The organism is Geobacillus jurassicus NBRC 107829 (assembly GCF_001544315.1).
GTDB lineage: Bacteria > Bacillota > Bacilli > Bacillales > Anoxybacillaceae > Geobacillus > Geobacillus jurassicus.
On sequence record NZ_BCQG01000074.1, the window covers coordinates 1 to 13,369 of the forward strand.

The 13,369-nt window shown below is 53.2% G+C and carries 10 protein-coding genes and 4 tRNA genes; 3 read left to right on the forward strand and 11 right to left on the reverse strand.

Annotated elements, in window-relative coordinates:
• The 5 genes from GJ1_RS15975 to GJ1_RS15995 form a co-directional block, all read right to left on the reverse strand.
• A partial coding sequence (locus tag GJ1_RS15975; RefSeq protein WP_066234577.1) for an SdpI family protein occupies positions 1–579 on the reverse strand: 579 nt, incomplete at its 3' end.
• Entirely contained in the window at positions 569–853 is a 285-nt protein-coding gene (locus tag GJ1_RS15980) for an autorepressor SdpR family transcription factor (RefSeq protein WP_066234561.1), read from the reverse strand. The genes GJ1_RS15975 and GJ1_RS15980, both read right to left, overlap by 11 nt.
• 350 nt (positions 854–1,203) lie before the next feature.
• Positions 1,204–2,751 (reverse strand): acyl-CoA carboxylase subunit beta, encoded by a 1,548-nt coding sequence (locus GJ1_RS15985; protein ID WP_066234564.1) that lies wholly within the window; start codon positions 2,749–2,751, stop codon positions 1,204–1,206.
• A gap of 58 nt (positions 2,752–2,809) precedes the next feature.
• A complete protein-coding gene (locus tag GJ1_RS15990; RefSeq protein WP_066234567.1) occupies positions 2,810–4,465 on the reverse strand; it encodes a class I adenylate-forming enzyme family protein in 1,656 nt (551 codons plus the stop codon).
• A gap of 531 nt (positions 4,466–4,996) precedes the next feature.
• On the reverse strand, positions 4,997–6,433 hold the full coding sequence (locus tag GJ1_RS15995) for a sodium/proline symporter (protein ID WP_066234570.1): 1,437 nt from the start codon (positions 6,431–6,433) through the stop codon (positions 4,997–4,999).
• 341 nt (positions 6,434–6,774) lie between these two features.
• Between GJ1_RS15995 and GJ1_RS16000 the strand changes: the two genes are divergently transcribed.
• Positions 6,775–8,016, forward strand: coding sequence for an aminopeptidase (locus GJ1_RS16000; RefSeq protein WP_066234572.1), 1,242 nt, complete (start codon positions 6,775–6,777; stop codon positions 8,014–8,016).
• Between the two features lie 103 nt (positions 8,017–8,119).
• Here the strand turns inward: GJ1_RS16000 and GJ1_RS16005 are convergent, their stop codons facing one another.
• Positions 8,120–10,933: a tetratricopeptide repeat protein gene (locus GJ1_RS16005; protein WP_066234575.1), complete on the reverse strand. Its 2,814-nt coding sequence runs from the start codon at positions 10,931–10,933 to the stop codon at positions 8,120–8,122.
• A gap of 252 nt (positions 10,934–11,185) precedes the next feature.
• On the reverse strand, positions 11,186–11,353 hold the full coding sequence (locus GJ1_RS19155; protein WP_245629432.1) for a structural protein: 168 nt from the start codon (positions 11,351–11,353) through the stop codon (positions 11,186–11,188).
• A 146-nt stretch (positions 11,354–11,499) separates the two neighbouring features.
• Between GJ1_RS19155 and GJ1_RS18080 the strand changes: the two genes are divergently transcribed.
• Entirely contained in the window at positions 11,500–11,703 is a 204-nt protein-coding gene (locus tag GJ1_RS18080) for a type II toxin-antitoxin system HicA family toxin (RefSeq protein WP_217994774.1), read from the forward strand.
• 27 nt (positions 11,704–11,730) lie between these two features.
• Entirely contained in the window at positions 11,731–12,162 is a 432-nt protein-coding gene (locus GJ1_RS16010; RefSeq protein WP_066234576.1) for a type II toxin-antitoxin system HicB family antitoxin, read from the forward strand.
• Between the two features lie 499 nt (positions 12,163–12,661).
• Here GJ1_RS16010 and GJ1_RS16015 read toward each other — a convergent pair.
• The 4 genes from GJ1_RS16015 to GJ1_RS16030 form a co-directional block, all read right to left on the reverse strand.
• A tRNA-Arg gene (locus GJ1_RS16015) sits at positions 12,662–12,738 on the reverse strand.
• A gap of 197 nt (positions 12,739–12,935) precedes the next feature.
• Positions 12,936–13,006 (reverse strand) — tRNA-Gly (locus GJ1_RS16020).
• Positions 13,007–13,099: 93 nt separating this feature from the next.
• Positions 13,100–13,173: transfer RNA gene (locus tag GJ1_RS16025), tRNA-Arg, on the reverse strand.
• Positions 13,174–13,183: 10 nt separating this feature from the next.
• A tRNA-Gly gene (locus tag GJ1_RS16030) sits at positions 13,184–13,255 on the reverse strand.
• Positions 13,256–13,369 lie beyond the last annotated feature (114 nt).

The window sequence follows — 13,369 nt, forward strand, 5'->3', positions numbered from 1 at the left end:
AAAAACAATGACGAGGATAAACAATACAAACTGCATCTCCCCGCGCCAAAACACGGTCAGCATCGACAAAATCCCCATCGCGATAAACACTTTGCCGCCGAAGCGGTGCGTTTTGTTCCAAACGGTCTCGCTTTCCAACGTCCACGGCGTGCGGATGCCGACGAAATAATTATGTTTGATTTTCGGCATGTAGTTTCCAAGCACAATAAACAGCGCCCCGACGCCAAGCGGCACGAGCAGCCCAACATCGACCGGAAACCCGAGATTGTACACCAATGTCACGACGTGCAGCACAAAGAAAAAGCATGCGAGCGCCGCATTGAAAATGCCGTAGCTTTTTTGAAAACGGCCGTAACTTTCTTTTTTCGGGTCGAACTTCGGCAGCACTCCCATCAAAATGATGAGAAATGTCATCAATAAGGGCGGAAGAAACGCGCCCAACCATTTGTTGCTGAAGCCATCTGCTTCGCCGGAAGCGTTCCAATGAATCGCCACTTGGTCCGGCAAATACGGGAGGGCGGCCAAACTTAATAAATATGCCAAAGCAGTAAGCACAATCGCAAGCCGGCTAATCCTCATCGTTTCTCTCCCCCTTTTCGACAAAATCGTAAAACCAGCGGAGCAAATCTTGAAACACCGTCGTATTGAGCGAGTAATAGATATGCTGGCCCTCCCGACGGTCCTGCACCAAGTCGGCCTGTTTCAACACTTTCAGATGATGCGAGACGCTCGGTTTTTGCATATCAAAATGCGAGGCGATTTCCCCTGCCGTCAAATCCCCTTTTCGCAGCAAGGATAAAATTTTCCGGCGCGTCGGGTCGGCGATCGCTTTAAACGCTTCGTTGAACGACAATGGCGATCCCACCTTGTGAACGAGTTTTGGATACACCTTCAAGAGTTGGATTGGCCGCTGAGGGGTATCTTTCGTTTGTCGTTATTTCCTATGCGGCACATGCAAACAGTTTTTCATGCGTGTATATAGTTAGACATTTAGAAAACTGTCTAAATATAGAGTAAAACATTCGATATTTAGACATCTTTCTAATTAAAGAATATTCCATTTCCATTGGATTGTCAATGTCTTTCCCGACTTTTAACATCCCACATGCGGTGGCCGATAGCTACCCCTCGATGAAAGAGAGGCGAACAGCCAAGCGCAGCCCCCTCCACCATTGGTAGAGGGGGACTTCTCACTGGCTTCTATTAAAACCCCGTCGGCCAAGCGGCAAGCAAACGCTCGCTTTTTTCGCGCTTGGACGTCAATAAGTATTCGAGCGTTTGGCAAAGGAACTTCCGCGTCTTTGCCGGATGGATGACGTCATCAATCAAATGCTTTCGCGCCGCCCCATACGGCGAACTGTCAAACGACCACTGTTTGAGCAGCTCCTGACGCCGCTCATGCGGGTTGTCGGCGCGTTCAAGCTCGCGGCCGTATACGACGTTGACGCCGACTTCCGGACCGGTGAAATTGATTTCCGCGCTCGGCCAGGCGACGACCACATCCGCTCCCATCCCCGGTCCGCACATATTGCCGTACGCCGCGCCGATGCTTTTGCGGATGACAACCGAAATTTTCGGGACGGTTGATAGAGCAAGCGCCTGATTCCACACCATAATTTTCGTCGCCATTTTCGCTTTTTCCGCCTCGGCGCTGATCCGAAAGCCAGGCGTATCATGCAAAAAAATGAGTGGAATATGGTACGAGTCGCACAAACAAATGAATTCCGTCGCCTTTTGGCATTCCTGCGGCCCGGGCGCTCCTGCGTATTGGTTGGGCTGATTGGCGATGATGCCGACTACATGGCCGTTCAAATGAGCCAAAACGGTGATGAGCGCTTTGCCGAATTTTTTCTGGCACTCAAAATAGTCGCCGTCATCGACAAGGCAGGCGATGATGTTTCGCATATCATAGACGCGGTTTCGTCTGTCCGGCAAAATCGAAAACACTTCCTCCACCATCCGGTATGGGTCATCGTCCGTCTTCCGCATTGGCGGCCGCTCGTTCGCGTTTTGCGGCATGTACGAGAAAAATCGTTTCAGCTGCCCGATGCATTCCTCCTCCGTCTCGCCATCGGCGTCAATTTGCCCTGTATACTGGTGATGAATGTCTACGCCCCCAAGCTCTTCTGGAGAAACGCGCTGCCCGTTTGCCAGCTCGAGCATGCGCGGCCCGGCGATCGCCATGCATGTCCCCTTCAGCTGCGTGACAAAGTCGCAGCTGACCGCCGTCCATGTCGGACCGCCGTAGCTGTCTCCCAAAATCGCCGCCATTGTCGGCACTTGTCGGTGATGAGTGAGCAGCTCGCGCGGAAACAATTTGTCGCTGATCCCGTCCGACCCCATTCCGTCCGGCATGCGCAGCCCGCCGCCTTCATGGAGGAAAAACATCGGCAAGCCATTTCTCACGGCCAACGCATGCATTTGCCGCGATTTGCGCAAATGGACGTTTCCCTCCGTGCCAGCGAGCACCGTTTTATCCCCGGCGATCACGACGGCAGGGCGGCCGCTTACTTTGCCGATGCCGGCGACGAGCCCGTCTCCATACGTCGTTTCTTCCAAATCGGGTTGGTCGGACGCGTTCAGCTGTCCGAACTCGACAAAAGTTTCGGCATCCACAAGCCGTTCGATCCGCTCCCTGGCCGTCAGCAGCCCTTTCGCGTGCTGCTTGGCGATTTTCTCTTCTCCGCCGCCTAGCGCGGCGCGCGCTTTTTTCGCCATCAGTTCGTCTGTTAAGTGCCGCAAATGTTTCATCGCGATCCCCCTTTGGCAGAAAAAGGCGGGGCGGCCCGCATCAAACCCCGCCGCTATGTTAGCCCCTTGGCAGCAGCTTTCGCAATACTTTTCCGGAAGGCGTCGCCGGCAGCTCGTCAATCAGCTCGACATAGCGCGGATATTTGAACGCCGCCATATGCGTTTTCGCCCATTCGATCAAGTCAGACGGCGCCACCCTTCCTTTGTACGAATCATGGAGAACGACAAACGCTTTCGGCACTTCCCCTTTCGCCGGGTCAGGCACGCCGATGACCGCGCATTGCTTAACGGCCGGATGCTCGTTCAACAGCGCCTCGACGTCTTCCGGAAAGACGCTGTAGCCGGACACTTTGATCATTTCTTTCAACCGGCCTTGGAAATACAAATAGCCGTCTTCATCGATATACCCGATATCACCTGTGTACACCCACCCGTCTTTCAGCGTCTCGTTCGTCGCGTCATCGCGGCGGAAGTAGCCTTTAAAGACACCTGGATTTTTGACGACAATTTCCCCCGACCGTCCGGGCCCAAGCTCCTGTTTCGTTTCCGGGTCGATGATGCGGATGTCCGTCTCATACGTTGGGATGCCGCACGAGCCGAATTTCACGCGATCATCCGGCATAAACGTGTCGCACGTATGCGTCTCGCTCAGCCCATATGCCGCCTCATACAGCAAGCACCCGCCGGTCGCTTCCGCCCAACGCGCGGCAAGGTCTTTCGTCACCGGCAGACCGAAGCTCGTCGCCAAGTTGCGTTTTAAACTTGACAAGTCGGCAGAAGTGGTTGGCAGCACTTGCAAAATGGCTGCATTCATCGGCGCGATGCTGTACCAGGCTGTCACCTTGTACATTTCAACGGCCTTGATCGTCGCCATCGGGTCAAAGCGGGTGAACAGCACGCACGGATTCCCCGTGTACACCGGCGTATTCAGCCCCATCACCATCCCGGCGATATGGCAAAGCGGCGAATGGGCCATCAGCACTTCCGCTTTTTCTGTCAACCGGTTCGCCTGCGCAGACGCGGCCGTCTTAAACAGCGCGTTGCCATACGTCAGCATCGCCCCTTTCGGCCGCCCGGTCGTGCCGGATGTGAAAATGATCAGCCCGACATCGTTCCATAAGTCAATGGCAGCGGCCTCCTCAAGAGGCGGATAAGCGGCAATAATGGCGGCAAAATCGTCCGCGCCGCTCATCGGCTCTTTCGGTTGCGCAAGCTCGGCGCAAAGCGGGATCTCCCCAGACGGATCGGCGTAATCGCCGTAATGGCACGCGACGATAAACGACAGCGGGGCTGTTTGTTGTTCCGCTTGTCGAACGCGCGGCAATCCTTCTTCTCCGGCGATGATGCCGGCCAGCGGCACTTCGGTGAAAAAGTAGGCAAGCTCTGATTCCCGGTACATCGGGTTGAGCGGAACAACGATGCCGCCCAACTGCTGAACGGCAAAATGGGCGATGATGTATTGCGGGCAGTTTTGCATGTACAAGGCGACATAGCTTCCTTTTCCCACCCCTTTTTCCCGCAAATAGCGGGCAAAACGGCGGACGTGATCGAGCAATGTTCCCCACGTCATCACCTTGTTATAGAAGATGTACGCCGGCTCGTTTTCCTCGCGTTCGCCGCGATGGCGCAAATAGTCGTACAGAGGCTGTTCGCCAAGCGCGTAGCGGAGCTCCGTCGGCAGCCCGCCTGGCCAATACGGGCGCGTTTCGTTCATCAGTTTCACCATCCTTCGTTAAAATACTGAACGGTTAGTATGTTTCCTATCAGAAAACGCTCTCAAATGGTTGTTCATGTCCCCTGCTTTATCCATATGCATATCATTTCGCCGTCATTCGCCCGTTTTCCTTTTTCAAACAGCCAACCATTTTCTCCGATGCGGCAAACAGCCGCCCCTTCCACATTGGAGAAGGAGCGGCTGTTAGGAAGCCCGGAGCAGCCTGCGCGGCGTGATGGCGGTCATTTATACGCTGCGGCCGGACGTTTTGGAAGATGTTGCTTACACTTTTATCATACTTCTTTTTTTAGCAAGCGAAATATATTTGTTCACTATTTCACAATATGTTCAAGAAGTGATGGACAAACAGTGAACAGCGCCGCTTTTCTCAATCCATTACCGTCGCCTTGGGCAAGGGCTCGGCAGAGAATTTCCTTTCAAACAAAGCGCAACACATTTTCTTGAATTGAATGAAAAAAGGTATCCCAATCTCTTTTGGGATACCTTTGTCGATAACGGCCGTCGGGCGAATTACTTCGCCCGCTGCCGATCAGGGAACAGCAGGCTGAACAGCACGCCGGCGGCCAAAGCAATGGCAAACGTCGTAAACCGCGAGCTAATGATCTCCTCAAGCGGCGAGGAAATCCAAAGGACCGTGCTGGCAAAACCGGCAACAATGGTCGCGATGACGCCGATACCGGAATACCGTTTCCAAAAGAAGGCCAACAAAATGGCCGGCGACAGCGTGCAACCGATTCCCGCCCACGCCCAACTGACAATGAAATACACAAGCGATTCTGATGTCATCGCCAGCACCAAGCCAAGCAGCCCGGCGATGACCACAACCGCGCGGGAAAGGGCGACAAGCTGCTTTTCCGACAGGCGAAGGCGCAGCGAGCGGCGGACAATATCTTCGCTAATGGAACTTGTAATCACGAGCAGCTGCGAATCGGCTGTTGTCACGATGGCGGCCAAAATGCCCGACAGCAGCAGCCCCGCCAGCCACGGCGGCAGCAAATCCAACGCCATATGCGGCAATACCGTTTCAACATCGGCCAATGAGTCGCCCTGGTAAAGTGCAATCGCCGCAAGGCCAATCAAAAACGCGCCGCCATAGGCCAGCAACGTCCAAATGATGGCCACTGTTTTGGCCGTTTTCGCCTCGCGGGCGTCTTTTAGTGCCATGAAGCGGACGCTCAACTGTGGCTGGCCGCCAAGATAGCCGAAAAACCAGGCAAAATTGTTAAACAACAGCAGCCCGAGCGCAAAACCCGCTGCCCCGCCCGTCCATGAGTCGAGGCCCGGTTTGGCCTGATGAAGCGCCGCGCTGATCGACAGCCCGCCGCTGTAAATTTCCACGAGCGCCACAATGGGCAAAATCACAAGCGTCGCCAGCATAAGCACACTTTGAATCATATCCGTCCAGACGACGCTGACGAACCCGCCGGTATAGGACAAAATGATGACAATCGCCACACTGATGACCATGCCAAGCTGCGGATCAATATGAAACACAGCAAACAACGTCTTGCCTGCACCGGCGATTTGCGCACTGAAGTAAAACATCATGAAACTGAAAATTAAGACGGTGGAAAGCCATAAAATCGTTTGTCCGTGCGCGCCGAACCGTTTGGCTAAATAACCGGGCAGCGTCAAAGCGCCGTACCGCTCCGCCTCTTGCCGGAACCGATCCGCCAAAAAAAGCCAGGCGCACACGATGCCGATGACAATGCCGACAGCCACCCAAATGGCGGAAAGACCGCTCGCAAACACAAACCCCGTATAGCCAAGCAGCAGCCATGCCGATTCCCCCGTCGCCCGCTCGGAAAAAGCAAGCGCCCAACCGGGGAGTTTTTTTTCGCCAAGCAAAAAGTCGGAATGGCTCATCTCCTTTTTCCCATACCAATAGCCAAGCGCCGCCATCACAAGACAATACAGCACGAGTTCCGCCAAGATGATGCCATTCATCGCTGTTCCTCCCTGTTTGTATGGTTTTGCGCAGGCGCACTCCTGATCTGCCGGTACGTCCCTCTCGATCCGCCATCCCACCCTCTTTCCATAAAAAAGGCACTATCATCAGGCTGCAACGATAGTGCCGGTGACAACGAGATTCGTTGCTCTTCACAATGGAAATCTCTTTACTCTTTACATATGTGTCAAACCATCCATTTATTCCAGCATTAGGATGACTCCCACATTGGAAAGTTTTGCTTCCATCCGGACAGAATCAACATGTGAAGCGCCGCAAGTTGCGAGACGGCCCGAATTATAATAAAGTGGAGATGAATCCAAAAAAAGGAGTGAGCAAGATGAACCGTTGGGAGAAGGAATTGGACAAATATGCCGAGCTGGCGGTGAAAGTCGGCGTGAACATTCAGCCCGGACAGACGCTGTTTGTCAACGCCCCGCTTGAGGCGGCGCCGCTCGTGCGAAAAATCGCCAAAACCGCGTATGAAACTGGAGCAAAGCACGTGTATGTCGAATGGAACGACGAGGCGCTTACATACATCAAATTTACACACGCACCGGATGAAGCATTTTCCGAATACCCGATGTGGCGGGCGAGAGCGATGGAGGAGCTCGCGGAACAAGGGGCCGCTTTTTTATCGATTTACGCCCCTAATCCCGACCTGTTAAAAGACGTCGATCCAAAGCGGATCGCGACGGCCAATAAAACAGCGGCTCAAGCGCTCGCCAACTACCGGAGCGCCATTATGGCCGATCGGAACTGCTGGTCGCTCATTTCCGTTCCGACGGCTGCTTGGGCGCAAAAAGTATTCGGCGATCTGCGTGATGAAGAAGCCATCGACAAATTATGGGAAGCCATTTTCCGCATCGTCCGCGTCGACCAAGACGATCCGATCGCTGCCTGGCGCGAACATAACGACCAGCTCGCCCGCATCGTCGATTACTTGAATGAAAAGCAATACAAACAGCTCGTTTACGAAGCGCCGGGCACCAATCTCACGGTTGAGCTCGTCGACGGGCACGTTTGGCACGGCGGCGCGGCGACAAGTCAAAGCGGCGTGCGCTTCAATCCAAATATTCCGACCGAGGAAGTATTCACGATGCCCCATAAAGACGGCGTCAACGGCACGGTGCGCAACACGAAGCCGCTCAATTACAACGGCAACGTGATCGATGGGTTTACGCTCACGTTCAAAGACGGTCAAGTCGTCGACTTCAGCGCCGAAGAGGGGTATGAAACGCTGAAGCATTTGCTTGACACTGATGACGGGGCGCGCCGCCTCGGGGAAGTCGCCCTCGTGCCGCACGAATCGCCGGTGTCGCTGTCCAATCTCATTTTTTACAACACACTGTTTGACGAAAACGCCGCTTGCCATTTCGCGCTCGGCAAGGCGTATCCGACGAACATCAAAAACGGCGCATCGCTCGCCAAAGAGGAGCTCGACCGCCGCGGCGTCAACGACAGCCTCGTCCACGTCGACTTTATGATCGGCTCAGCTGAGCTGAACATTGACGGCGTGACAAAAGACGGCAAACGCGAACCGATTTTCCGCAATGGCAACTGGGCATTCGAACTGTCGTAATCAGTTTCGCCAGCTCTAAACAATAAGGCTGCGCCAAACGAGCGGCCAGACCCGACCGTTGACGCAGCCTTATTCCGTTCAAACACGGTTCCGCATGGAACCATTAGACCGAACCGATTGGCTTGTTTTCGTCCTGCAGCAATTGCACAGCGGCGGATGCCGCCTGCGCCAGCTGCTCGCATTGCCGCAAACGAATGCCAAAGAGCACGAGCGGGTCGCGGTACGCCTCAGGGTTTTTGCGCATATGTTTGAGCTCGCCTTCCTGGGCGGCGATCTCCAGCTCCAGCCGTTTCAACGTTTCATCGAGCGCCGTCAATGGCGCGTGGAAAAATTGGGTGACGTCACGCTCAAGCGATTTGGCAAACCATTCAAACGGCAGCAGCAGCTGCTGAATGATCGCCTCCGCCGCCTCAGCGTAATCTTGCGTCTGGATGAACTGCTTATACTTTTGCGCCAGCATCGCCTTGTTTTGCGTGAAGGCACCGAGCAGTTTGCCTGCCCCTTTCAACAGCAGCTGGCTTGGCGTTCTCCGCAAGAAAACGTTCACCTTGTCCATTTGCACCCCGCTGATCAACCGATCCATATCGCGCCGCCAATCGGCGAGGATGCGAAAATCGCATTCGAGCTTGAGCCGCTCCTCGCCGAACATGGCGTTAAACCCTTCGCCCATTTCATGCAAAAACACTTGGCATTCGTTGAATTCGTCTTCCGTCGCTGCAATCCACTGTTCCATGGCGCGGCGCAGCTTTGGCAACACCTCTTCGTTGAGATAAGCGCGAAGCCGTTCGTTCGCTTTGTCGTTCAGTTCAAGATGCAAGCGGGAAAAATCGCTGTCTTCGCTCACAAGCTCCGCCATGTTGCGCAACAGATCGGGAATCGCCGCTGACAGCTCGGCCCGCACTTCCGCCAACACAGTGCGGAACGACTTTGCCGCTTTGGCCGTTTTCTCCTCTTGCAGGTCGCCGAGCTGATGAATGGCGCCGCTGAGTTTGGCCGCCATTTCTTTTTTCCACACGACCAGCTCCGCCAGCCGGCTTTCCGCCTCGGCCCGTTGCCGGAACAAATGGGCGATGAACTGGCGGATCGTCGTTAAAATCGCTTCCTCGCGGCGGACCGGTGATACATGGCGACGCATCTCCTCAAGCCAACCGACGAGGGATTGTTGCTGCTTGCGGCTTGGCGCATGCGGCGAATAGACAATGACGCTGGCTCCCGGAACGATCGTACGAATATGCGCTTCAACTTCCTCAACGATTCTCGCCGTCTCCTCTTCATCCACCATCCCGTCGCCCGGAGGAAGCAAAACGTACATCGGCGCAGACGGCGCCCGCTCGCGAAGCTGCAGCATCAACTGTTCATCGGCGCTAGAAAACGGATCTTCGCCGTTAAGAAGAAAGAGAATGCTGTCAGCAAGCGAAAACGACACAAGCGCTTCATGGTCGGATGAAGCGCGCCCGCCGAGCGGGCCGATATCCAACAAGACAATCCCTTGCGGCACGAGTGAAAACGGCGCCGTGCATTCAATGACAGCGTCATCGGAGAATCGGCTTCCGCGGCCGCCTGATGCCTGTTGAAATTCGTCAATGCTTGAAAAAACGGTAAACTGGTCGTCGCTGATTTTCGCGACTTCCATCTCTCCGCCGTTTCTCCACGCAAGCACCGGCGCAGACGGCGCCGCCAACGCTGCCTCGCCGACCAACGTCCGCAAAAACGCCAACCGCTCATGGCGCGACGCCCCAGCGACCAAAACGAAATGCGTCCGCGGATCGGACAGCTGCCGCACGAACCAGCGGAAGCGGAAATGCGAGCCCGCCCGCTGTTCTTCCGCCCAATCGGCAATTTCTTCAAACAGCGACGCACCCATTTCCCCTTCTTGTCGGCCCGCACGGACGAGCCGCTTAGCGGCGTCATTGACCGTTTCTTCCTCAAACGCCTCAGGGAATTTCTCACTCCACGCCAACAAGGCAGCCGCGGCCGCCGCTGTCTCCGGACCGTCAGCTAAATTCACCCAGCTTTTGACAAGCGGTGGAACAACCTCCACTAACTCTTTCAATCGGTACGGCCCTTTCATCAATCCCGCATAGGCTTCCCCTAAAAGTCCAGGAATTCGCTTCCAGTCGTAGTCGCGGCCGATCGCCAACTCGTCATAGAGGCGGTTCCACTCCGCGAGCCACGAAAAATAGAGGTCTCCATCCCGATAACCGTTCCATAGCGCCTGCACAAGCCGTTCAAACTTCACGCGATCCGTTTCGTACAACAGCGCTAGGCAGCGTGAAAACCGCGCGGGCGTCATCGTTCGCGCATGTCCTTGTTCCACATAACCGGTCAAGATGTCCGCCCAGCGGCGCGCCGACGTCCGCACCGCCTCTCCTAAAGCCAGTTCAACCGCACTTTGCCAGTCGCCTTGCTCCTCGAAAAAGGCACGCGCCCATTCGGTCATATTCGGATAATCCGGATACAGCGTCACGCCGCGCTTAATCATGTCATCGGCTTTCTCTTTCTCCCCCAACTCGCGGTAGAGCGAAAACAGGCGTAAAATGATTTCCGCTTGCAACGTTTCGCTTTCCGTCTCAATCGAGCGGTACAGCTCCTCGGCCAACTCAAGCCGTCCAAGCTCATAGTAACTGTCGGCGATGTTTTTTTGCGCCCAAGGGCGCAAGTCGTCGTTATGGACTTGTTCCCATTTAAAAATGGCCGCTTCATAGTCGCGGCGGTGGAAATACACTTCCCCTTGGGCAAAGCGAATCGACGACAAATCAGCGCCATCCCGATGCGCAGTGAAAAAAATATCGCCAAGCGCGCCGACAATGTCGCATTCCCCCGCACCGATCAACGTCTCGTAAAATGTTTTATGAACAAGTTGCTGTTCAAACTCCATGTCGATCACCTGACTCGTATATTTGCCATGCATGTTCATTGTATGGCACGTTTTATGATTTTATTTCTATTCTATACATTTTAACAAACTTTCGCGGAAAGGAACGTTTCAATTTGTTTTCATTTGCAAGACAAAAACGCGGCGCCGACCAACTGCCATCATTCACTTCCCCAAGGATCATCAATTCACGGTTCTATCCCATGACGTCCCTTTCATGTTGATAACGCTCCCCCTATTCCACGAGCTTCGTTTGCAGCTCTTCATGTCCTTCCGCCTGCTTTTTAAGCTGTTTCAAATCATGATCTCGCTGCTCAAGCTGCTTTTTATATCGAGCGTAGCCAAAATTTCGTATTTCTCCATCCCTGCGTCGCGATAGCTGTTGTGGGCCGCCAAGTTGTGAAAGAAGTTGGCCTCGGTTCTCACCAACGCTTCGGCTCGCGAATAGGCTACATCGGTCACTCCTACAATTTCTTTGCCATCCGATCAATGGATCGGCCGATGATAAAGCTTTGTTCGAGTGTTTTTCGAATATGTTGCATCGTTTCCTGCTCACGTCCCCTTGAAAAGCACTTTTACACGTATCATTCATACGTGTTATAATAAAAATGTGGAAAGGAGGAATAAACATTTCATCGAAAGAACTGATTAAACTACTGAAAAAAGACGGATGGTACTTACATAGAGTAGTCGGCAGTCATCATCATTTCAAACATCCAACGAAAAAAGGAACAGTAACCGTTCCCCATCCGCGAAAAGACTTAAAACCCGAAACAGTGCACTCAATACTAAAGCAGGCAGGGCTGAAATAGCCCTTTTGCGAAAGGAGGTTTGCCATATTGGCTAAATATTATTTCCCTGCTATTTTCGATCCCGGATCCGATGGGAGTGAAGGATATACCGTCACATTTCCGGATTTGCCAGGATGTATTACAGAAGGTTCTACTTTAGAAGAGGCATTTCGTATGGCAAAAGATGCTTTAGAAGGATACCTTTACGGAATGGAAGAAGATAGCGAGCCTATTCCGGCACCATCTGATCCTAAAAAATTAGCCATCCCCCAAGGCGCGTTTGTCTCTATGATTGAAGCGTGGACCGACTATATCCGTGACGAAATGGAAAATAAATCAATTAAGAAAACATTGACGATCCCCAAATGGTTAAATGACGCCGCGGAAGCAGAAGGGATTAATTTTTCGCAACTTCTGCAATTTGCCTTAAAAGAACGCCTAGGAATGATTAAAAAAAGCGAACCTGGCACAAAACAGTGAAATGAAAAGGCCTCTTCACCTGCAAAGGCAAAAGAGGCCTTCCTTATCCCCATGCAAAATTCGCGCAAAATTTTTTCAAAAACTATGGGATTCTTTCGGATTCCCGAAAAATAAAAGATAAAGCCTCCTATCACAGCACCCGCTGATCCGGTTGCTCGTAATAGGAGACTTTCTTTCACGCACTTCCATGCGTTCCTTCCATATGTAAATGGCGTCCCAGGAGAGACTCGAACTCCCGACCGACGGCTTAGGGCCGATGCCCCTTCCTCTACAAGCTTATTCGATGAAGCCGGATGCGTCGGGGCAACTCGCAGTAGATTCAAAGATGTTGGGCTCGTTGCTCTATCCAGCTGAGCCATCCGAATTTCCCCAGCCTTAGCAGGCTGTTGTCATAGCTTCCGTCCAAAACAAAAAACCCTCGATCGCCACATCGAAGAATTCGATGTTTCTGATAGAGGGTTTGTTTTAGGGCTATTTTGCGCATCTTTTCATATGTAGGTGGCGTCCCAGGAGAGACTCGAACTCCCGACCGACGGCTTAGAAGGCCGCTGCTCTATCCGACTGAGCTACTGGGACATAATCAACAGTACACTCCAATATTCCCGCTGTCCCTTCCTCTACAAGCCCATTCAAGGAAGCTTGGTGCGTCGGGACAACTCGCAGCCATTTCGAAGATGACTTTGCTCGTTGCTCTATCCGGCTGAGCTACTGGGACATGTACATATGTGCCTGGACGGCAGGCAGATAAACAATATCAAAACAAAATAAAGGAAAGCGGGTGATGGGAATCGAACCCACGACTTCAGCTTGGGAAGCTGAGGTTTTACCATTAAACTACACCCGCATGATCAGTATCAATGAAATTGTCTTAAAGACGACTGCAATAAGAATATAATCGCTAATCGTTTTTTTGTCAATACTTTTTAAGTTGATTAAACGCGCTCGAGAGGATTCGAACCCCTAACCTTCTGATCCGTAGTCAGATGCTCTATCCAATTGAGCTACGAGCGCATGATAGAAAAGCGGAAGACGGGACTCGAACCCGCGACCCCCACCTTGGCAAGGTGGTGTTCTACCGCTGAACTACTTCCGCATCATGAGAAGAAATCGTTCCTTCAAAACTAGATAACCGTCGGAAGAAGCCGCTCGCCTTCGCTTTTCGCACTGTCCAGCTGCAGCTCGCCGCCGCTCGGGGTCAAATCACCTT

Bases quoted from the DNA above. Each gene is read 5' to 3' on its own strand.
- GJ1_RS15985 (WP_066234564.1), bottom strand. From the start codon at position 2,751: ATGAAACATTTGCGGCACTTAACAGACGAACTGATGGCGAAAAAAGCG.
- GJ1_RS15990 (WP_066234567.1), bottom strand. From the start codon at position 4,465: ATGAACGAAACGCGCCCGTATTGGCCAGGCGGGCTGCCGACGGAGCTC.
- GJ1_RS15995 (WP_066234570.1), bottom strand. From the start codon at position 6,433: ATGAATGGCATCATCTTGGCGGAACTCGTGCTGTATTGTCTTGTGATG.
- GJ1_RS16000 (WP_066234572.1), top strand. From the start codon at position 6,775: ATGAACCGTTGGGAGAAGGAATTGGACAAATATGCCGAGCTGGCGGTG.
- GJ1_RS16005 (WP_066234575.1), bottom strand. From the start codon at position 10,933: ATGAACATGCATGGCAAATATACGAGTCAGGTGATCGACATGGAGTTT.
- GJ1_RS18080 (WP_217994774.1), top strand. From the start codon at position 11,500: ATGTGGAAAGGAGGAATAAACATTTCATCGAAAGAACTGATTAAACTA.